This window comes from Actinokineospora inagensis DSM 44258 (assembly GCF_000482865.1).
Lineage (GTDB): Bacteria > Actinomycetota > Actinomycetes > Mycobacteriales > Pseudonocardiaceae > Actinokineospora > Actinokineospora inagensis.
The window spans coordinates 1-20699 of sequence record NZ_AXWW01000061.1 but is presented as its reverse complement, the minus strand read 5'-3'; the positions used below and the strand labels follow the sequence as shown (position 1 = coordinate 20699).

At 72.0% G+C, this 20699-nt stretch carries 19 protein-coding genes; 8 read left to right on the top strand and 11 right to left on the bottom strand.

Features of this window, described 5'->3' with window-relative positions; translation table 11 throughout:
* Positions 1-51: 51 nt before the first annotated feature.
* From meaB to H504_RS0121790, 3 genes are read right to left on the bottom strand one after another with little or no spacing between them, the layout of a single operon-like run.
* The gene (meaB, locus tag H504_RS0121800) at positions 52-1050 is read right to left on the bottom strand and encodes a methylmalonyl Co-A mutase-associated GTPase MeaB (protein ID WP_026424508.1); all 999 of its coding nucleotides are present in this window, start codon (positions 1048-1050) and stop codon (positions 52-54) included.
* Positions 1043-3223, bottom strand: coding sequence for a methylmalonyl-CoA mutase (gene scpA / locus H504_RS0121795; protein WP_026424507.1), 2181 nt, complete (start codon positions 3221-3223; stop codon positions 1043-1045). Before scpA ends, meaB begins: the two co-directional genes overlap by 8 nt.
* Positions 3220-5049 carry a methylmalonyl-CoA mutase family protein gene (locus H504_RS0121790; RefSeq protein WP_026424506.1) on the bottom strand — a complete coding sequence of 610 codons (1830 nt, stop codon included), beginning with the start codon at positions 5047-5049 and terminating at the stop codon, positions 3220-3222. Before H504_RS0121790 ends, scpA begins: the two co-directional genes overlap by 4 nt.
* Positions 5050-5189: 140 nt before the next feature.
* Between H504_RS0121790 and H504_RS0121785 the strand changes: the two genes are divergently transcribed.
* Positions 5190-6866: a serine/threonine-protein kinase gene (locus tag H504_RS0121785; protein WP_425394069.1), complete on the top strand. Its 1677-nt coding sequence runs from the start codon at positions 5190-5192 to the stop codon at positions 6864-6866.
* Here the strand turns inward: H504_RS0121785 and H504_RS36300 are convergent.
* Positions 6819-7493 (bottom strand): MerR family transcriptional regulator, encoded by a 675-nt coding sequence (locus tag H504_RS36300; RefSeq protein ID WP_051386115.1) that lies wholly within the window; start codon positions 7491-7493, stop codon positions 6819-6821. The two genes, H504_RS0121785 and H504_RS36300, sit on opposite strands and share 48 nt — an antisense overlap.
* Positions 7494-7589: 96 nt before the next feature.
* Here H504_RS36300 and H504_RS0121775 point away from each other — a divergent pair, with 96 nt between their 5' ends.
* The 5 genes from H504_RS0121775 to H504_RS38900 all read left to right on the top strand — a co-directional run bounded on the left by H504_RS0121775 (position 7590) and on the right by H504_RS38900 (position 13153).
* Positions 7590-8492, top strand: a complete 903-nt coding sequence (locus tag H504_RS0121775; protein ID WP_051386114.1) for a hypothetical protein — start codon at positions 7590-7592, stop codon at positions 8490-8492.
* Positions 8489-8935 (top strand): ABA4-like family protein, encoded by a 447-nt coding sequence (locus H504_RS0121770; RefSeq protein ID WP_026424503.1) that lies wholly within the window; start codon positions 8489-8491, stop codon positions 8933-8935. The genes H504_RS0121775 and H504_RS0121770 overlap by 4 nt, the downstream gene beginning before the upstream one ends.
* Complete coding sequence (locus H504_RS0121765) at positions 8932-9744, top strand: purine-nucleoside phosphorylase (protein ID WP_026424502.1); 813 nt, start codon at positions 8932-8934, stop codon at positions 9742-9744. The genes H504_RS0121770 and H504_RS0121765 overlap by 4 nt, the downstream gene beginning before the upstream one ends.
* The gene (locus tag H504_RS0121760; protein ID WP_026424501.1) at positions 9741-11363 is read left to right on the top strand and encodes a phospho-sugar mutase; all 1623 of its coding nucleotides are present in this window, start codon (positions 9741-9743) and stop codon (positions 11361-11363) included. Before H504_RS0121765 ends, H504_RS0121760 begins: the two co-directional genes overlap by 4 nt.
* A gap of 254 nt (positions 11364-11617) precedes the next feature.
* A complete protein-coding gene (locus H504_RS38900; protein ID WP_051386113.1) occupies positions 11618-13153 on the top strand; it encodes an FG-GAP-like repeat-containing protein in 1536 nt (511 codons plus the stop codon).
* A gap of 106 nt (positions 13154-13259) precedes the next feature.
* Here the strand turns inward: H504_RS38900 and H504_RS0121750 are convergent, their stop codons facing one another.
* The 3 genes from H504_RS0121750 to H504_RS0121740 are packed head-to-tail and all read right to left on the bottom strand — an operon-like array spanning position 13260 to position 15637.
* The gene (locus tag H504_RS0121750) at positions 13260-14261 is read right to left on the bottom strand and encodes an aldo/keto reductase (RefSeq protein WP_026424500.1); all 1002 of its coding nucleotides are present in this window, start codon (positions 14259-14261) and stop codon (positions 13260-13262) included.
* Between the two features lie 15 nt (positions 14262-14276).
* Positions 14277-15257 (bottom strand): aldo/keto reductase, encoded by a 981-nt coding sequence (locus H504_RS0121745; RefSeq protein ID WP_026424499.1) that lies wholly within the window; start codon positions 15255-15257, stop codon positions 14277-14279.
* Positions 15254-15637 carry a MerR family transcriptional regulator gene (locus H504_RS0121740; protein ID WP_026424498.1) on the bottom strand — a complete coding sequence of 128 codons (384 nt, stop codon included), beginning with the start codon at positions 15635-15637 and terminating at the stop codon, positions 15254-15256. Before H504_RS0121740 ends, H504_RS0121745 begins: the two co-directional genes overlap by 4 nt.
* A 135-nt stretch (positions 15638-15772) precedes the next feature.
* On the opposite strand from H504_RS0121740, the gene H504_RS36290 reads away from it, so the two are divergent.
* The gene (locus H504_RS36290; RefSeq protein ID WP_051386112.1) at positions 15773-16408 is read left to right on the top strand and encodes a TetR/AcrR family transcriptional regulator; all 636 of its coding nucleotides are present in this window, start codon (positions 15773-15775) and stop codon (positions 16406-16408) included.
* Here the strand turns inward: H504_RS36290 and upp are convergent.
* Complete coding sequence (upp, locus tag H504_RS0121730) at positions 16405-17028, bottom strand: uracil phosphoribosyltransferase (protein WP_026424497.1); 624 nt, start codon at positions 17026-17028, stop codon at positions 16405-16407. The genes H504_RS36290 and upp overlap by 4 nt on opposite strands.
* A 93-nt stretch (positions 17029-17121) precedes the next feature.
* Between upp and H504_RS0121725 the strand changes: the two genes are divergently transcribed.
* Positions 17122-17793, top strand: coding sequence for a DUF1707 SHOCT-like domain-containing protein (locus tag H504_RS0121725; RefSeq protein ID WP_035305278.1), 672 nt, complete (start codon positions 17122-17124; stop codon positions 17791-17793).
* A 59-nt stretch (positions 17794-17852) separates the two neighbouring features.
* Here the strand turns inward: H504_RS0121725 and H504_RS38895 are convergent, their stop codons facing one another.
* The 3 genes from H504_RS38895 to H504_RS0121710 form a co-directional block, all read right to left on the bottom strand.
* Positions 17853-19211 (bottom strand): PPE domain-containing protein, encoded by a 1359-nt coding sequence (locus H504_RS38895; RefSeq protein ID WP_026424495.1) that lies wholly within the window; start codon positions 19209-19211, stop codon positions 17853-17855.
* The gene (locus H504_RS36280) at positions 19208-19585 is read right to left on the bottom strand and encodes a transcriptional regulator (protein ID WP_157440554.1); all 378 of its coding nucleotides are present in this window, start codon (positions 19583-19585) and stop codon (positions 19208-19210) included. Before H504_RS36280 ends, H504_RS38895 begins: the two co-directional genes overlap by 4 nt.
* 159 nt (positions 19586-19744) lie before the next feature.
* A complete protein-coding gene (locus tag H504_RS0121710) occupies positions 19745-20281 on the bottom strand; it encodes a GNAT family N-acetyltransferase (RefSeq protein WP_026424494.1) in 537 nt (178 codons plus the stop codon).
* Positions 20282-20699: the final 418 nt, after the last annotated feature.

Here is a 20699-nt window from a genome sequence, read left to right as displayed (position 1 = left end):
CCGCGAAGGCCGAACGGGGTGCGCTCCGGTCGACCGGTGGTGGTACCCGCCTCACCCGGTCGGGTCGGGGTCGGCGAAGGCCGCCAGGATGCGCTCAGCGGCCAGGGTGGCGGTGAGGGTGCCCGCGCGGACCTCGCGCTCCAGGTCGGGGGTCAGCGCGCGGACCGCCGGGTGGTCGTGCAGCCGGGACAGCAGGGTGTCCCTGACCATCGCCCAGGTCCAGTCCACCTGCTGCTGCCTGCGCTTCTCGGCCAGCTCACCGGTGGCCGACAGCGCGTCGTGGTGCCGGTTGACCTGGTCCCACAGCTCGTCGAGGCCGGTGCCCTGCTGCCCGCTACAGGTCAGCACCGGCGGCTGCCAGGTCGCGTCCGGGTTGCGCAGCAGCCGCAGCGCGCCTGCGAGTTCACGGGCGGCCTTGCCCGCCTCGATCGCGTGGTCGCCGTCGGCCTTGTTGACCGCGATGACGTCCGCCAGCTCCAGGACGCCCTTCTTGATCCCCTGCAGTTGGTCACCCGTTCGGGCCAAGGTGAGGAACAGGAAGCAGTCGACCATGTTGGCGACGGTCGTCTCGGACTGGCCGACGCCGACCGTCTCGACCAGCACCGTGTCGTAGCCCGCGGCCTCCATCAGCACGATGGTCTCCCGGGTGGCCCTGGCGACCCCGCCGAGGGTGCCGGACGTCGGCGACGGCCGGATGAAGGCCGCCGGGTCGACGGCCAGGCGGGACATCCGGGTCTTGTCGCCGAGGATGCTGCCGCCGGTGCGGGTGGACGACGGGTCGACCGCGAGGACCGCGACCCGGTGGCCTGCCGCGGTCAGGGTGGTGCCGAGGGCGTCGATGAAGGTCGACTTGCCCACCCCCGGCACCCCGGTGACGCCGACCCGGTGCGCGCCGCCCGCGTGCGGCAGCAGCTCGACCAGCAGGCGCTGGGCGAGCTCCCGGTGGTCCGGGCGGCGCGACTCGACGAGGGTGATCGCGCGCGAGAGCAGGCCGCGGTCGGCGGCGAGCACGCCCTCGGCGTAGGCGTCGATGTCGACCGCTTTAGCCAAGCCGGTGTCCGTGCTGGTCGGCCAGGGTGCGCAGCAGCTCGGTGGCGGCGTCGGCGATCACGGTGCCGGGCGGGAAGATCGCGGCGGCCCCGGCGGCGCGCAGCTCGGCGAAGTCCTGCGGCGGGATGACGCCACCGACGACGATCATGATGTCGTCCCGGCCCAGCTCGGCCAGTTCCGCGCGCAGCGCGGGCACCAGGGTCAGGTGACCGGCGGCCAGCGAGTTGACCCCGACGATGTGCACGTCGGCCTCGACGGCCTGCCGGGCGACCTCGCCCGGGGTGGAGAACAGCGGGCCGACGTCGACGTCGAAGCCGAGGTCGGCGAACGCGGTGGCGATCACCTTCTGGCCGCGGTCGTGCCCGTCCTGGCCCATCTTGGCGACCAGGATCCGCGGCCGCCGCCCGTCGGCGTCGGCGAACGCGGCCACCACGGCCCGCGCTTGCTCCACATTGGACACCTGACCGACCTCGTCCCGGTACACCCCGGAGATGGTACGGATCTGCGCCGAGTGCCGACCCCAGACCTTGCCCAGCGCCTCGGAGATCTCGCCGACCGTCGCCTTCGCCCGCGCCGCGTCGATGGCCAGCTCCAGCAGGTTCCCGTCGGCGCCCGCGGCCCGGGTCAGCGCGTCGAGCTTGGCGTTCACCACCTCGCTGTCGCGTTCGGCGCGCAGCCGCGCCAGCTTGGCCAACTGCTGCGCCCGGACACCGGCGTTGTCGACCTTGAGCACGTCGATCTGCTCGTCGTCGGTCAGCCGGTACTTGTTGACCCCGATCACCGGCTGCCGACCGGAGTCGATCCTGGCCTGGGTGCGCGCGGCCGCCTCTTCGATGCGCAGCTTCGGGATGCCCGCGTCGATCGCCTTGGCCATCCCGCCCGCGGCCTCGACCTCGGCGATGTGCCCCCAGGCTTTGTGCGCCAGCTCGTGGGTGAGCCGTTCGACGAAGGCGCTGCCGCCCCACGGGTCGATCACCCTGGTGGTGCCGGATTCCTGCTGCAGCAGCAGTTGCGTGTTGCGGGCGATCCGCGCGGAGAAGTCGGTCGGCAGCGCCAGCGCCTCGTCCAGCGCGTTGGTGTGCAGCGACTGGGTGTGGCCCTGGGTGGCGGCCATCGCCTCGACGCAGGTGCGGATCACGTTGTTGTAGACGTCCTGCGCGGTCAGCGACCAGCCGGAGGTCTGGCAGTGCGTGCGCAGGCTCAGCGACTTCTGGTCGGCCGGGTCGAAGCCCTTCACCAGCTTGGCCCAGAGCAGCCGGGCCGCGCGCAGCTTGGCGACCTCCATGAAGAAGTTCATCCCGATCGCCCAGAAGAACGACAGCCGCGGCGCGAACCGGTCCACGTCCAGCCCGGCGTCGCGGCCCGCCCGCAGGTACTCGACCCCGTCGGCCAGCGTGTACGCCAGTTCCAGGTCGGCGGTCGCCCCGGCCTCCTGCATGTGGTAGCCGGAGATCGAGATCGAGTTGTACTTGGGCATGTGCCGCGAGGTGAACGCGAAGATGTCGGAGATGATCCGCATCGACGGGCCCGGCGGGTAGATGTAGGTGTTGCGGACCATGAACTCCTTGAGGATGTCGTTCTGGATGGTCCCCGCCAACTGTCCCGGCGCCACCCCCTGCTCCTCGGCGGCCACCACGTAGAGCGCGAGCACCGGCAGCACCGCGCCGTTCATCGTCATCGACACGCTCATCTTGTCCAGCGGGATGCCGTCGAACAGTTGCCGCATGTCGTAGATGGAGTCGATCGCCACGCCCGCCATGCCGACGTCACCGGCCACGCGCGGGTGGTCGGAGTCGTAGCCGCGGTGGGTGGCCAGGTCGAACGCGACCGAGAGCCCCTTCTGGCCCGCGGCGAGGTTGCGGCGGTAGAAGGCGTTGGACTCCTCGGCGGTGGAGAACCCGGCGTACTGGCGGATCGTCCACGGCTGGTTCACGTACATCGTCGGGTACGGCCCGCGCAGGTAGGGCGCGATCCCCGGGTAGGTGCCGAGGAAGTCGAGCCCGGCGGTGTCCTCGGCCGAGTAGACCGGCTTGATCCCGATGCCCTCGGGCGTCTCCCAGGTGAGGGCGTCGGCGTCCTTCCCGGTCTCGGCCCGCAGCGCGGCCCGCCAGTCCGCGGCGGAGACCGGACCGGGAGAGCCGAGGTCGACGGTGCTGAAGTCGGGGATGCTCATGCCGGGACTCCCAGGGTCCGCAGGGTGTCGCGCAGGACGGCGAGCGCGTCGCAGCCGGTGAACACGAATCCGTCCACTTCGGACAGTTCGCGGGCTGGTCCCGCCAACAGCACCCGCGTCGCGCCCGCGGCCCTCAGCGCCCGCGCGACCGGTTCGGCCAGCTCGGCGTAGGACTTCTCCGAGCCGCACAGGCAGACCACGGCCGCGCCGCTCTCGGCGAACCGGGCGACGGCGGTCTCGGCGTCGGTGAGCACGCCGCCGGTGGGCGTCTCGATCCCGCCCGCCTGGAACAGGTTCGCCGCGAACGACGCCCGCGCGGTGTGCGCGGCGACCGGGCCGAGCGTGGCGAGGAAGACCCGGGGCCGGGCGCCGGTGTCGGCGAGCACCCGGTCGGACCGGTCGCGCAGGTCCTCATACGCCTCGGCGTAGCGGTGCGCCGGGAGGCCGCCGCCCGCGCGCTCGGGCGGCGCCGGGCGGACCGGCGCGCGCTCGGCCAGGTTGGGGAACTCGCTGACGCCGGTGATCGGGTCGGTCCGGGTGGCCAGGTTCGCGCCGCGCCGTTCCCAGGTGGCGGCGAGCCGGTCGGCCACCAGACCGGACGCCAGCGCCGCCGCAGTCCCGCCCGCGCGCTCGATGTCCTGGAACCACGACCACGCCGCCCGCGCCAACTCCTCGGTCCGCGTCTCGACGTACCAGGACCCGCCCGCCGGGTCGATCACGCCCGCCAGTTTGGACTCCTCCAGCAGCACCGCCTGGGTGTTGCGGGCGATCCGGCGGGCGAACGCGTCCGGCAGGCCGATCGCGGAGTCGAACGGCAGCACGGTCACCGCGTCCGCCCCGCCGACCCCGGCGGCGAAACACGCCAGCGTCGTGCGCAGCATGTTCACCCAGGGATCGCGCGCGGTGATCATCGCGGGCGAGGTCACCGCGTGCTGGACCTGGCCGACCGGTCGCGCTCCCACCACCTCGGTCACCCGCGACCACAGCCTGCGCGCCGCGCGGAACTTGGCGATCGTGCCGAACTGGTCGGCGGTCGCGGCGAACCGGAACTCCAGTTGCCCCACCGCGGTGTCGACGTCGAACCCGGCGTCGGTCAGCGCGCGCAGGTAGGCGACGGCGGCGGCCAGCGCGGCACCCAGTTCCTCGGCGTCCGACCCGCCCGCCCGGTGGTAGGGCAGGCCGTCCACCACGAACGTCCGCAACCTGGGATAACGGGTGTTAACCAGCTCGGTGGCGGCGGCCAGGTCGACCGGCAGACCCGTCCGCGCCTGCCAGCCAAGGGGATCGGCGCCCAGGTTGCCGCGGACCTCGCCGTCCGGAATGCCCTTCTCGGCGTGCAGCCGCAGGAACTCGTCGGCGGCGGCGCGGAAATCGGCCCCGGCTTCCAGGGTCACCGGGGCGAGGTCGAGGTAGACGTCGTGCAGGACCGTGCCGAGGTCGCCGATCGGGATGCCCTCGGCGCCCGCCACCAGCCACAGCGACGTGACGCCGTGCTCCAGGTCGGACAGCAGCACCTGGCCGGTGGTCGCGGGATCGGCGTGCCGCTGCCGGACGTCCCAGCCCGCGGCGACGTGACCGTCCGGTCGGGACCCCCGGGTGAACGGCGGCAGCCCAGGGAACGTCGTCGGCGCTTCAGCGGAGGTATAGAGCGGCTTCAGCGTCAGACCGTCGTAAGTGCCGGTCGAGAGCAGGTCCTCGACCGGTCCGAGGTGGTCTTGCGGGACCGCGTCCGCGCGGCGCAGCACCCGCTCGACCAGCTCCTGCCAGCGGAAATGGTCGGCGGCGGGGAACTCGCCTGCCAGGACCAGCTCGTCGGGGGCCGTCATACCCTGCGATGCTACGGAAACCGCGCGTGCGCACCAGGTGGCCCCGGTGTGAGGCACGTCGCGGTTACCGGTGGGTACGCCGATGGCCACCTTCGGGTTTTCACCCGTGCCGAACCCCCGGGTGGGTGACAATGCACCCCGTGCCGTCCGAGTCCGCCCCCGAACCCGAGCCGCGCCTGGTCGCCGGGCGCTACCGGCTGCGCAAGCAGCTCGGCCAGGGCTCGATGGGCACGGTCTGGGAGGCCCACGACGAGCTGCTGCGCCGCCCGGTCGCGGTGAAGCAGGTCCGGCTGCCCGCCGACGACACCGAGATCGAGGAGCTGCGCGAGCGGACCCTGCGCGAGGCGCGGGCGATCGCCGTCGTGTCCCACCCCAACGTGATCATCCTGCACGACGTCGCCCGCGAGGGGGACGAGCCGTTCGTGGTCATGGAGTACATGATCGCGACCAGCCTGGCCGACCTGGTCACCGCCAACGGGCCGCTCGACGTCGAGCAGGCCGCCGTGGTCGGGCACGCGGTCGCCGCCGGGCTCACCGCCGCGCACGCCGCCGGGGTGGTGCACCGGGACGTGAAGCCGGGCAACGTGCTGGTCGGCCCGGACGGGCAGGTCAAGCTCACCGACTTCGGCATCGCCCGCAACGTCTCCGAGCGGACGCTGACCAGCACCGGCATCATGCTCGGCTCGCCCTGCTACATCGCCCCGGAGATCGCCTCCGGCGGCCAGGTCACCCCGCAGGCCGACCTGTGGGGCCTGGGCGCCACCCTGTTCGCCGCCGTCGAGGGCCACGCCCCGTACGACGTGGACGCCCCGGCGATGGAGATTGTCAACGAGGTGGTCAACGGCGAGGTCCCACTGCCCGCGCACGACGGCCCGCTGCGCGCGGTGATCACCGGGCTGATGGTGAAGGATCCCACCGCCCGGATGACCCTGCGCGAGGTCCGCGACCACCTGTACCCGCTGATGCCCGCCCCCGGCAGCCCGGTCTACGAGAGCTTCCGGCTCGACCCGGAACCCGACGCCGAGCGCACCGTCATCACCCGACCGGCCGTTTCCCTCGACGCGCCAACGGAAACCGGCACCCCGCTGGCCGCCGCCCCCGGCCCGCTCCCGTTCGCCCCGGTGGTGGCCCGGCGCGGTCCACTTGAGATGGTCGGCCTCGGCGCGGCCGCGGTCGTGCTGTTCATCGTGGCCGTGGTCGGCGGGTTCGCCCTGACCCGAGCGGTCGGCGGTCAACCCCTGCTGCCGTTCGGCGCACCGGCCCCGTCCGTCCAGGCCGCCGCGCCGCTGCGCGACCTGGTGCCGCGCACCGGCGACGCGGCCACGCTGGCGGGCGAGCAGGGCGGCGGGTTCACCATCCCGGTCCCCGGTGACTGGGTGAAGTTCGTCGAGCAGCGCACCGCCAAGACCGTGCCGAACAGCACCCGCGTGCACTGGGTGTCCCCGGACGGCACCTCGGAGGTCGTGGTCGAGCGGTTCCCGAACTTCTACCCGAAGTACACCGTCGAGCAGTACCTGCGCGTCCTCGCCGGACGGACGCCGAAGTACCGGGTCGTCGGGTCGATGCAGTTGGACACCGGCCAACCGGGCGCCGGGGCGGCCGAGCCGGGCACGCAGTTGACCTACCGCAGCGTGGACACCGCCCCCGCCGGGTCGTCCGGCAGCGACGTGAACCGGACGTCGATAGCGAACGTGCTGCCCATCGACAAGGACCTGTGGGTGGTCAGCGTGACGGTGCCGATCGACCAGGAGGACACCGGCAGGCGCGGCCTATTCGTCCGGATCGCACCCGACTTCCACGTCCTCGGCCGCGGCTAGCCGCGGGTAGCGCTTGGCGGACTCGTTGGTCTGGGCGAGGCGGCGCAGGGCGAGCAGGGCGGAGTCGCCGAGCACGGTGCCGACGACGACGCTCTCCAGGACCTGGTCGAGTTCGGTGTGCCCGGCGAGGTAGTCGAGGTCGACCACGCCGATCGTCTCCATGATGGCGGCGTAGCGGCGGACGTGGTCGAGGAACCTGGTGTGCCCCAGGGTCTGCGCGGTCACCAGCAGCGCGCCGAGCGCGGTCACCGCGGGGTGGCGGCCCTCGTGCCGCCAGCCGAGGTCGCGGATCATGGCGAGGATCTCCTGCTCGGCGGCATCCTGCATCTCCGGGTGGGTCGACACGGGCAGGGCGGGCAGCACGGCCCGCTGCATGGCGCCGAGCCGTTTGTCGATGTCGTCGTCGGGGGAGTCGACGGTGGCCAGGATCTCCTGCACCTTGGCCACCGACAGGCCGCCGACGTCGATCAGGGCGCGGACCAGGCGCAGCCGCTGGACGTGGCCGTCGTCGTAGCGGGCCTGGTTGGGGCTGGTGCGTTCGCCCGGGGGGAGCAGGCCCTCGCGCAGGTAGTACTTGATGGTCGGTACCGCCACCCCGGTCCGCTTGCTCAACTCGCCGATCCGCAACGGCCCTCCAGTTCGCCAAACCCCTCGACAACGACGCCTGGATAGGGTACCTATCGATAGCAGCAAGTACTACTATCCATAATCCGAGGGGCGACCGTGCGAACCTGGTACCGACCGTTATTGCTGTTCACCGCGCTGATGGCGGCCACCGGGGTGGCCTCGCTGATCGGGCTGCTCGTCGACGACCGGGTGCTGCTCGGCGCGCCGATCTGGCTCAAGCCGCTGAAGTTCAGCATCTCGTTCGTCGCCTTCGGGCTCAGTTGGGCCTGGCTGCTGTCCCTGCCCGAGCGGCTCTCGCGCAGGCTGCGGGTGACCACCGGCGTGCTCATCGGGGGCGCGCTGCTGGAGATGGTGATCATCATCGGGCAGGTGGTCCGCGGCAGGCAGAGCCACTTCAACGCCACCACCCCGCTCGACGGCATGCTCTACAACATCATGGGCGGCACCGTGGTCGTGCTGCTGGTGGCCACCCTGCTGCTCACCATCCGGATCGCCGCGCTCAAGGAGGGCAGCAGGCCGGAACGGCTCGCCATCCGGTTCGGCATGGTCATCTCGCTGGTCGGCATGGCCGTCGGCATCCTGATGACCACCGCGAGCAGCGGGGTGCACGGCATCGTCGGCGCGCACAGCGTCGGCGTCCGCGACGGCGGCCCCGGTCTGCCGCTCACCGGCTGGAGCGTCGACGGCGGCGACCTGCGCATCGGCCACTTCATCGGCATGCACGCGCTGCAGGCGCTGCCGCTGCTGGCCATCGCCCTGCGCGGCCGGGCCGAGCGGGCCGGTGTCCGGATCGTGTGGACGGCGAGCCTGGCCTACCTCGGGGTGGTCGTCCTGGTCACCTGGCAGGCGCTGCGCGGACAGTCGATCATCCACCCGGACTGGCAGACCGGTCTCGCGGCGGGGGTGATCGCCGTCGGCGTGCTGCTCGGCCTGCTCTCCGCCCGCACCAGGAAGTCGGACCCCGCGCCGACCCCGACCAAGGAGCCGATCCCGGCATGAGCACCCTGTTCAGCCTCGCGTTCGCCGTCGCCGCCCCGTTCTGGCTGTTGATGATCGTCGCACCCACCTGGACCTGGACCCGGCGGATCGCCGGGTCGCCGCTGATCGTGCTGCCCGGCCTGGTCGTCTGGGCGATCGCCGCGATCCCGGTGTTCGGCACCCTCGTGGCCGACGTCACCAACCCCGACCTCGCGAAGTGGCTCGACTTCCTGCGCGACGACAACGCGGTGACGCTGGTGTGGGCGCAGGTGTTGGCGTGGGACCTGTTCATCGGTCGGTGGATCTACCTGGACAGCCGCGAACGCGGCGTCCACCCGCTGCTGATGGCACCGGTCCTGGTGTTGACGATCCTGCTGTCGCCGATCGGACTGCCGGTGTACCTGCTGGTGCGCCTGGGATTCCGCGCGCCGGGTACGCGGTCACGCGTAGGCTCCGGTGCGTGACCGCACTCGACGTTGACACCGACCCGCGCCACGCCGCCGACGAGGCGGCCAAGGCGATCGCCGACCGGACCGGGGCCGAGCAGCACGACATCGCGCTGGTCCTCGGCTCCGGCTGGCGGCCCGCGGTCGACCAGCTCGGCACACCCGAGGCCGAGGTGCCGATGGCCGAGCTGCCCGGGTTCCTGGTGCCCACCGTCCAGGGGCACGGCGGCACGCTGCGGTCGATCCGGGTGGGGGACAAGCGGGTGTTGGTCCTTTTGGGCCGCACCCACCTGTACGAGGGCCACGGGGTCGCCCGCGCCGTCCACGGTGTCCGCACGGCCGCGTCCACCGGCGTCAAGGCGGTGGTGCTGACCAACGCCGCCGGGTGCCTGATGGAGGGTGTCCGGGTCGGACAGCCGGTGCTGATCAGCGACCACCTGAACCTGACCGCGCGGTCCCCGCTGGTCGGCGCCGAGTTCGTCGACCTCACGGACCTGTACTCGCCGCGGCTGCGTGCGATCGCCCGGGAGATCGACCCGACGCTCGTCGAAGCCGTCTACGCCGGGTTGCCCGGCCCGCACTTCGAGACCCCCGCCGAGATCGCCATGCTGCGGGTGCTGGGCGCGGGCCTGGTCGGCATGTCGACCGTGCTGGAGGCCATCGCCGCCCGCGCCGCCGGGGTCGAGGTGTTCGGGCTGTCCCTGGTCACCAACCTCGCCGCGGGCATCACCGGCGAACCGCTCAACCACCTGGAGGTCCTGGAGGCGGGCCGGATCGCCGCCCAGGGCATGGGCGGTCTGCTGCGCGAGCTGGTCGTGCGGGCATGACCCGGCTCACCCCGGACCTGCGCGACCGCGCCTTCCGCTGGATCGCCGACGACGTCGACCCGGACTCCCGGGCCGAGCTGCAGCAGGTGGTGGCGGGCGCGATGGGCGGCGTGCCGGGGGCGGTCGACGACCTGGCCGACCGGATGGGCGGCCCGCTGACCTTCGGCACCGCCGGACTGCGCGGCCCGGTGCGGGCCGGACCCAACGGGATGAACCGGGCCGTCGTGGTCCGGACCACCGCCGGTGTGGCGGAGTGGCTTGTGCGGCAAGGTCATGCGGGCGGGGTCGTGGTGGTCGGCCGCGACGCCCGGCACGGCTCGGAGGCGTTCAGCCGGGACGCTGCCGGGGTGTTGGCGGCGGCCGGGTTCGATGTTCGGGTGCTGGCCCAACCGTTGCCGACGCCGGTGTTGGCGTTCGCCGTCCGTTCGTTGGGCGCGGTGGCCGGGGTGCAGATCACCGCGTCGCACAACCCGCCGCAGGACAACGGGTACAAGCTCTACCTGGACGGCGGCGCGCAGATCGTTCCGCCCGCCGACCGGGAGATCGAGGCCGCCATCGCCGCCGCCTTCCCGGCCGTCTCGGTGCCACTGGCGTCCGGATGGACCACCGCGGACCTCTTGCAGTCCTATTTGGACACCGTGGTCGCCGTGCCGCGCGGCACCGCCAGGGTGTTGAAGGTCGCCGCGACCGCCCTGCACGGTGTGGGTGCCGGTCCGCTGTCGATGGCCCTGCACGAGGCGGGTTTCACCGACGTCAACCTGGTGGCCGAGCAGTCCGTGCCCGACCCGGACTTCCCCACCGTCGGCTTCCCCAACCCCGAGGAACCCGGCGCCACCGACCTGCTGCTGGCCAAAGCGTCCGAAGTGGACGCCGACATCGCCGTCGCCCTCGACCCGGACGCCGACCGCTGCGCCGTGGGCGTGCCCACCCCGTCCGGCTGGCGGATGCTCACCGGCGACGAGACCGGCGCCCTCCTCGCCGAGCACATCCTGTCAACGACCACCGCGGTCAACCCGTTGGTCGCCAACACCATCGTCTCGTCGTCGCTGCTGGAGTCGATCGCCACCGCCCACGGCGCCCGTTACGCCGCCACTCTCACCGGCTTCAAGTGGCTGGTCCGCGCGGGCGACGGCCTGGTCTACGCCTATGAAGAAGCTCTCGGCCACTGCGTCGACCCCACCCACGTCACCGACAAAGACGGCATCTCCGCAGCGGTCCTGTTGTGCGACCTCGCCGCCACCCTCCGCGCCCAGGACCACACCCTCCTCGACGCCCTGGACGCCCTCTACACCCGCCACGGCGTCCACCTCACCCGCCAAATCTCCCTCCGCGTCTCGGACCTGGCGGCCATTCCCGCCCTGATGCGCGGACTCCGCGCCACCCCACCACCTTCCTTCGCGGGTATCCCGGTCACCGCCGAAGACCTGCTGCCCGCTGCCGACGTCCTCCGCTACACCGGCGAGGGCGTTCGGGTCCTGGTCCGCCCGTCCGGCACCGAGCCGAAGATCAAGGCGTACCTGGAAACCTCGGCTACCGGTGACCTGTCCACCGCGCGCACCACCGCGTCGGACCGGTTGGACCGAGTGGCCGAAGAGATCACCGCTCTGTTCGGGGCCTGACCGGTCGGGTTGTGCGGTCCATCACGAACCGGACGGGCCGCGTCCGCTGTGGTGGTTCATGGTGAACCGGTCAAGAAGGACCTGGAACCGTGCTGGGAGCAGGGCCCCGCCCACCCCGGCCCGGCCGGTCACTGTCCGAATCGGACGTGATACGTAGCGAGGTAACCGGGAAAACGGCGAAACGGCCCGCCCGCCGCAAGCGATGCGGCGGTCATACGGCTCGAGAAGGTGGCCGTCTGAGGAGGTAAACATCCATGACGGCTCGTTCCCGGGCGCTCGGTGTGGTCGCCGTGGCGGCGACGACGCTGACCTTGGCCGTTGTTCCCGCGGCGGCGGCGAACCCGATCACTTTCGCACCGCGTGTGGACTATTCGACCGGTAACCACCCGGAAGCGGTCATCGACGCTGACCTGAACGGTGACGGCAAGCCCGACCTGGTCACCGCCGACCGCTACGAGTGGAAGCTGTCGATCCTGCTCGGCACCGGCAACGGCGCGTTCGGCACCCGCACCACCGTGTACCCGGGTGACGAGCCGACCGGCCTTGCCGCGGCGGACTTCAACGGCGACGGGAAGGTCGACCTCGCGGTCACCACCGCGGGCGCCGTGTCGATCCTGCTGGGCAACGGCGACGGCACCTTCCAGACCCGCGTGCTGTACCCGGTTCTCCCCGGCGCCGAGGGCATCGCCGCGGGTGATGTCAACGGGGACAAGAAAGCGGACGTTGTCATCAGCCGCCCCGAGGGCATCAGCGTCCTCCTGGGCAAGGGCGACGGCACCCTGGGCACCCCGACCGACATCCTGGCGGGCGGCTACTCCCGCGGCGTCGTGCTCGCCGACTTCAACGGCGACAAGAAGACCGACATCGCGATCGGCGGGTTCTTCACCGGCGCCGTCTCGGTGTTCCTCGGCAAGGGCGACGGCACCTTCGCCGCCCCGGCCGTGTTCCCGGACAGCCTGAACCCGATCGACATCGACACGGCCGACTTCAACCACGACGGCAAGCTGGACCTGGCCACCGCCGACTACGGCCAGGGCACCGTCTCGGTCCTGCTCGGCAACGGCGACGGCACCTTCGGCGCCCCCACCGCGAAGGCGATCGGCCCCAACCCGTTCGGCGTCGCGGTGGCCGACCTCGACCTCGACGGTGACCCCGACCTGGCCGTGTCCCTGTCCAGCGCGGACAGCGTGACCGTGCTCAACAACGGCAACGGCACCTTCGACCAGGCCGCCAGCCTGGGCACCGGTACCGGCACCACCCCGACCGAGGTGCACGCGGGTGACCTCGACGTCGACGGCCGCGCCGACCTGGTCACCACCAACCGCTACGGCGACGGCGTGTCGGTGTTCCTCAACCGCACCACCAAGCCGGTCCCGCCGACCAGCGACCTCGCGGTGTCCCTGCAGGCCTCGCCGAAGTTCGGCATCCTGGTCCCGGCCCTGTCCTACGCGGTGACCGTCAAGAACAACGGCCCGGCCGCCCTCACCTCGGGCACCGTGACCGCGACGCTGCCGTCGCCGCTGCTGCCCGTCGCGGGCCCCGGCTGCACCGTCACCGGCGCCACCGTGTCCTGCGAGGTCGGCCCGCTGGCCGTCGGCGCGTCGACCGTGAAGACCTTCACCGCGCCGCTGAAGCTGCTGACCATCGGCACCTTCACCGTCACCGCCAAGCGCACCGCGAGCGCGCCCGCCGACCCCAACCCGGCCAACGACGTCTCCAGCCCGGCCACCTGCTCGACCCTCGGCTACATCGTGGCCCTGTGCTACCCCGGAAACCCCGGGGCGCAGTAAGAAATCTCTGCGTCCGCCGTCTCCCTCCTGCGGCGGACGCAGAGAAACGAACGGTGTTCCGCCGCAGCGATGCCCCCACTGCGGCGGACGCCGTTCTTTTTCGTCCCTACCTTGTCGGTGTGACGCCGCCGATCTGGCTCATCCCGGCTTCCGGGTACCGCTCGCCCGCCGCGCCCGTCGCGGGCACGACCTCGCCGATCCGGCGAAGGTCCTCTTCGGACAGTTCGATGTCCAGGGCGCCGATGTTCTCCACCAGGTACTCGCGCCGCTTGGTGCCCGGGATCGGCACGACGTCCGCGCCCTGGTGCTGCACCCAGGCCAGCGCCAACTGCCCGGCGGTGACCCCGCGCTCGTCGGCCAGCGCGCGCAGCGCGTCGACGATCGCCAGGTTCTGGCGCAGGTTCTCCTCCTGGAACCGGGGCTGCCCGACGGCCCGGAAGTCGCCGTCGTCGAGGTCCGAAGTGGACTGGTAGCGGCCGGTGAGGAAACCGCGGCCGAGCGGCGAGTACGGCACGATGCCGATGCCCAGTTCGCGCGCGGTCGGCACGATCTCGGTCTCGATGTCGCGCGACCACAGCGACCACTCGCTCTGCAGCGCGGCGATCGGGTGCACCGCGGCGGCCCGGCGCAGCGTGTCCGCCCCCGCCTCGGACAGCCCCAGGTACCGGACCTTGCCCTCGGCGACCAGCTCGGCCATCGCGCCGACGGTCTCCTCGATCGGCGTGTTCTGGTCGACCCGGTGCTGGTAGTACAGGTCGATGTGGTCGACACCCAGGCGCCGCAGCGAGCCCTCCACGGCCTGCTTGACGTAGGCGGCGTCGCCCCGGATGGTGCGGTTGGCCGGGTTGTCCGGGTCGCGGACGACGGCGAACTTGGTGGCGATGGCCACCTGGTCGCGGCGGTCCTTGACGGCCCGGCCGACCAGCTCCTCGTTGGTCCCGCTGCCGTACATGTCCGAGGTGTCCAGCAGCGTCACGCCGCGGTCGAGCGCCTCGTGGATGGTGGCGACCGACTCCGCGTCGTCGCGGCCCGCGTAGAACTCGCTCATGCCCATGCAGCCGAGGCCCTGGGCGCCGACGATGAGCCCGCCGATGGTGCGTGTGTCCATTCTGGTCTTCTTCTCCTACTTGCCGACCGCGCGCATCATCCCGGCGGCGTAGCGGTCACCCGCGAACGCGTCGGCCGGTGCGGCGGCCTCGATGGCTGCGATGTCCGAATCGGACAGTTCGATGGTCGCGGCGGCCACGTTCTCCTCGAGGTAGCCGCGCCGCTTGGTGCCGGGGATGGGGACGACGTCGTCGCCCCGGGACTGGACCCAGGCCAGCGCCAACTGCCCCGCGGTGACCCCGCGCTCGGCGGCCAACGCCTCCAGCGCGGCGACGATGGCCCGGTTGTGCTCGAAGTTCTCGCCGCCGAACCGGGGCATCTTGGTCCGCAGGTCGGCGTCGGCGTCCGGCGAGGCGTTCAGCTTGCCGGTGAGGAAACCGCGGCCGAGCGGGGAGAACGGGACGATGCCGATGCCCAGTTCACGGCAGGTCGGCAGCACCTCGTCCTCGATGCCGCGGGTCCACAGCGACCACTCGCTCTGCAGCGCGGTGATCGGGTGCACCGCGTGCGCCCGCCGGATGGACGCCGCGCTCGCCTCGGACAGACCCAGGTAGCGGACCTTGCCCGCGGTGACGAGCTCGGCCATGGCGCCCACGGTCTCCTCGACCGGGACGTTCGGGTCGACCCGGTGCGCGTAGTACAGGTCGACGTGGTCCAGACCGAGGCGGCCGAGCGACAGGTCGATCTGCTCGCGCACGTAGGCGGCGTCACCGCGGATGGTGGGGCCGTCGGGGCTCTGCGCGGCGATGCCGAACTTGGTCGCCAGCACCACCCCGTCCCGCCGCCCCTTGACGGCCCGGCCGACCAGCTCCTCGTTGGCTCCACGGCCGTAGACGTTCGCCGTGTCCAGCAGGGTCACCCCGAGGTCGAGCGCCCGGTGCACGGTGGCGATGGACTCGGTCTCGTCGCCCGCGCCGTAGCCCTGGCTCATGCCCATGCAGCCCAGGCCCTGGGCGCTGACGGTGAGGGCGCCGATCCGGCGGGTGGGGATGGTCATGCGGTGGCCTCCTGCACGTCGATACCGGTGATCCGGTCGTAGTTCTCGATCTTGTAGTCCAGGATGCCGAGGCAGGCGCGCAGCTCGTCGATCCGGGCCCGGACGTCGTCGCGGTGCTGCTGCAGGATCCGCTTGCGCTGCCCGACCGAAGCGATCCCCTGCCCCCGGAGCCGGGCGTACTCGCGCATCAGCTTGATCGGCATGCCGGTGGTGCGCAGCCGGGTCAGGAAGCCCAACCAGGCCAGGTCGTCGTCGGAGTAAGCGCGCCTGCCGCTGGAGTCGCGGGCGGGCGGGTCGATCAGTTCGATGCGTTCGTAGTACCGGAGGGTGTCGATCGACAGCCCACTGCGGTGGGCTGCCTCGGCGATCGCGTAGGTCACGGGTCGACGGTAGAAGCTGGAGCGCGCTCCAGGTCAACCGGATTGGGCGCATTTTCCGACGTCAGCCATTCGGGACGGGTCCCCGGGCGCCGCGATCTGATTGAAGACAGTGTTATGGATCGGTAGACTCCCGCAATGCCCAGACCCAAGACGCACGACCTCGCGCTGCGGGTGCGCCTGCTCGACCGGGCGGGCGAACTCCTCTCCGGGGAGGGCGCGGCCGCGCTCAGCCTGCGTCGACTCGCCGCCGACGTCGGCACCTCCACCACCGCCGTCTACTCCCTCTTCGGCGGCAAGCCCGCGCTGGTCCGCGAGCTGTACGTGGAGGCGTTCCAGCGGCTCGGCAAGCGCTTGCGCGCGGTCGTCCCGACCGGCGACCCCGCCGACGACCTCGTCCGGCTCGGCATCGCCTACCGGGACAGCGCCCTGGCCGACCCGCACCTCTACTCGGTGATGTTCGGCGCCACCGTCCCCGGCTTCGAGCCCGACGACACCGCCACCGCCCAGTCCCGCGCCGCGCTGGCCCCGCTGCTCGACGTCATCCGCGCGGGCACCGAGTCGGGCGTGTTCACCGACGCCGGGGGCACCATGGCGATGGCCTGCTGGGGCCTCGTGCACGGCCTGGTGTCCCTCGAACTGTGCGGCAACCTCCCGCCCGACCTCGACGTCGCCACGACCTACGAACACGCCCTCCGGGCCAACACGGCAGGCTGGACCCGCCGCCAGTCCACTGTGGTCGATCAGGTCGTTCCGGCCGATCGGGTCGACTAGACCGCCCCGTACTGCCGGTCGCCCGCGTCGCCGAGGCCGGGCACGATGAAACCCGAGTCGTTGAGCCGCTCGTCCACGCTCGCGGTCACCAACCGGACGGGGAGACCCGAAGTGGACAGCAGCTCGATGCCCTCGGGCGCGGCCAGCGCGCAGATCGCGGTGACATCGGTCGCACCCCGGTCGGCCAGCAGTCGAATTGTGTGGACCATCGAACCACCGGTGGCCAACATCGGGTCCAACACGAACACCGGCCGCCCGGAAAGGTCCTCCGGCAGCGACTCCAGGTACGGGGTCGGCCGCAGCGTCCGCTCGTCCCTGGCCAGGCCGACGAACCCCATCTGCGCGTCCGGGATCAGCTTGTGCGCCTGGTCGGCCATCCCCAGGCCCGCGCGCAGGACCGGCACCAGCAGCGGCGGGTTCGCCAGCCAGTAGCCCTCGGTCCGGGCGACCGGGGTGTGGATCCGCTCGACCCGCAGCGGCGCCGACCGGGTCGCCTCGTAGATCAGCATGACCGTCAACTCGTGCAGGGCGGCCCGGAACACGGCGCTGTCGGTCCTGGCGTCGCGCATGACGGTGAGCCTGGCCTTGGCCAGCGGGTGGTCCACGGTGAGCACGTCCATGGCCGGACACGGTAGCGCCCGGATCGTGGTCCGCTTGGCCGCCGTCGCGCAGCGTTGCCCAATCGTGCGGCCGGTCGCGCTACCCTCATCCGCGTGAGTGAGCAGTCCAACATCCCCGGTCCGCACGAGATGCGCGCGTCGGACGCCGACCGGGAGCGGTTCGCCAAGGTGCTGCACGACGCGATGGCCGAGGGCAGGCTCACCGTGCCGGAGTTGGAACAGCGCCTGGACGACGTCTACGCGGCCAAGACCTTCGGCGAGCTCGAGCCGCTGGTCCGCGACCTGCCCAACCAGCAGGTGATCGCCTACCAGCGCCCGGCCCCGCCGCAGGCGGCCGCGGACACCACCCCGGTCGACCGGGTCGGCGGCCGGGGCACCTCGTCCGGCGCCGTCGCGGTTCTCTCGGGCGCCGAGCGGAAGGGGCCGTGGACGGTCCCACCGACCTTCAACGCCTTCGCCATGATGGGCGGCGTCGAGATCGACCTGACGCACGCCCGGTTCGAGTCGCGGGAAACCGTGATCCAGGCGGTCGCCCTGATGGGCGGCATCGAGATCGTCGTGCCGCCGGACGTCACCGTGTACGTCACCGGCACCGGTTTCCTGGGCGGGTTCGCCAACTCCGTGCGCCACCAGGGTCCGCCGGGGTCGCCGGTCGTCCGCGTCACCGGCGTGGCCATCATGGGCGGGGTCGACGTGTCGACGACCAAGCAGCCCAAACCGAAGAAACTCAAGAAATCCGACGAGCAGAAGCAGATCGACGGCTAGCCCGTCTGTCCACAAACGACTGTGGCCCCGGCTTCCGCCGGGGCCACAGGGGTTCCTGGTCAGCCGCCGATGACGCCGGGCGGTACCTGGTGGTCGTCGCCGTAGATGGTGACCGACTCGGTCACCGGCTCGCTCTCCCGGCTCAGCTCCCGCCGCCGCCCGCTCAACGCCCGGCCGGACGAGGACGTGGTCGACTCGCCGCCGGAAGTCGGGTCACCCGGGTCGCCGAACCACTGGCTCGACCCCACCGCGTCGTTGCCGAAGCGCCGTACGGCCGGCTTGTCGCCGCCCACCGGGGCACCCGCCCCGCCACCGGCTCCCGGCGCCATCGGCCCCGCACCCGCCGGGTTCGCGGCCATCCCCGGCGTCGATGACGACGACGAGTTGCCCTCGCTGCCCGTCGTGCTGCCGCCCGCGCTGGTCCCCGCCGGGTTACCGCCGCCGCCGTTGCCATTGCCATTGCCATTGCCATTGCCGTTGCCACCGCCGCCGTAAGAGCCCCGGCCGCCGGACGAGTTGGCCGCCCGCCTGCTGCCGCGGTCGTCGGTGGACGTCGAGTCGCCCGTGCCGATGCCAATGCCGATGACCGGGCCGTCCCCGGTGATCGGTCCCGCGCCGCTGAACACCCCGGGCGCGATCGGTCGCCGGGTGAACTGCGCGGGTTCACCCGCCGGTGCCCACGACGGGGTGACGTGCTCCCCACCGCCGCCCCAGCGGTGCTCGCCGCCGTCACCCGGGCCGAACCCGTGGAACGACGGGGTCCGCTGCTGCGGGTGGTCGGTGCCGACCCCGGCGGGCGGCGTCGACAGGTGCACGCCCGCGAACGACGTGTAGGTCGCGCTGTCCACCCCGCCGCCCCGGCTGGTGTGGAACCCGAACGACCCGGTGCCCCCGCCCGGCTTGCCGACCCCGTGCCGTCCACCCAGGTTGACCCGGGTGTTCTGCTCGTAGGCCGCCATGACCTCGTACGCCTTCTGCGCGCCTGCCGAAGACGCGGTCTCCACGGGCTCCGCATCGGTCTGCAGGGCCGCGACCTGCAGCGCGGGCGGCACGGCCGGGTCCGGCGTCTGCGCGGGGGCGTCCTCCGGTGCGGGCATCTCGGCGCGAGCGGTCGCGATGTGGTCGGCCTGGTTGTCCACGGCCGTGCGCATGCCCGCCGCTTCGTCGGCCGCGGACTGCGCCCACGTCACGAGCGGCGTCAGCCGGTCCTTCGCCGCCGACGCGCCCCGCCCGGCCCACAGCGACGCCGAACCGTCGAGCTTGGTGGTCAGGTCCTGGTTGATCTCGGTGAGCGCCGCCGTCACCGCCGCCCACCGCCGGGACGGTTCCGTGGACGCCTGCGCGCCCGGACCGTCGTGCAGCATCCGGTAGAGGTCCTTGTGGCTGAACCCGCGCCACCGGGTGATCTGCTCGGTCATCCCCCGTAGCCTCCCTCGGAACCGCGCTGGGTGACGGTCGCCTCGTTGTCCTCTTCAAGCAGGCGGTACTGCTCGGCGACCTGGTCGAGGGTGTGCACGGCGGTGTCCAACTGCGCCCGGTAGGTCGTCAACGCGTCCAGCACCGCCCGGTCACCACCCGCCGTGAGCCGGTTGACCCCGTCGGCGGCCACCAGGCTCACCGGGTCCTGCGCCCACGGCTCGACCAGCAGCCCGGTCGTCCCCAACGCCAACTGCTGGTCAACCCGGTCACGCGCGTCGGCGAACGCCGCCCGCAACGTCGGCACCGCCTCCGGCGCGACGTCAAGCAGCCCTTCGGTGTCCCCTGGTCCGTGTCCGCGGTGTCCTGGTGCCACGTTTCGCCTCCCCGCCCCCGGCCCCTTCACTACCTGTTGGTGCCCGCTCACTCTATCGAGTCATCACGATCGGTTTCGACCATTGCCCCGTGTTCCCTAGACGTCCACCGGATCGGTCAGGTTCCGTTCTGCACCAGCCACACACCGTCTACCCACGCCCTACCCAACGACCGGATCCACCCCCGCGTTACGCAACTCCAGCAACACGAAGTCGTCCCGGTCGTCACCCACCGGGGAAAACCCCAACTTCGCCGCCACCCGCGCCGACGCCACATTCCCCGGCGAGTACCGGTACAGGATCCGCCGCAACCCCAGCGCGTCGAACCCGAACCGCACCACAGCCCCCAGGGCCTGCGTCGTCATCCCCTTCCCCCGCGCGTCCGGATGCGCCCACACCCCCGCCTCCGCCGTCCCGCTGACGAGGTCCACCTCCTTGAGCAGCACCTCGCCCAACATCACCCCCGTCACCGGATCCGCCACCGCCCACGAATACCGCCGGTCCGCCACCCAGTCCTCAGCCCGCCGAGCGATGTACCCCCGAGCCGCCGCCAGGTCCCCCACCCGAATGTGCGGCAACCACCGAACAAACTCCGGATCCGCAAACCCCTCCACGATCCGCCGCCGGTCGTCCACCCGCCCGTCATCCCGCATCACCCGCAGGTAATACCCACCCGCGTTGATCTCCACCGCCTCCACACCCCGCACGCTATCGCGCCCCACCCCACCCCGGGGAACGACAACCGCCCCCACCCCACACGCCCCACAACAACCGGCCTACATCACAACCGGCCTACATCGACGAAGGGCCACCCCCAACCCCACGCGCCCCCAAAAGCCACCCCATATCGACGAAGCACCACCCCCGCACCGCGCCCCCCAAAAAAAGAACCCACCCCATGTCGACGAAGCCCCACTCCCGCACCGCGCGCCTCGAAACCCACGCTCCATCGACGAAGCGCCACCCCCGGCACCGCGCACCTCAAAACCCGCCCCACATCGACAAAGCCCACCGACCGGCGCCGCGCGCCTCGGGACCCGCCGACACCAACCGCCCGTTGTGGTGGAGTTGTTTTGTTTGGGGGGAGCGGTGGCCTAAGCCGGCCGGCGGGTAAGG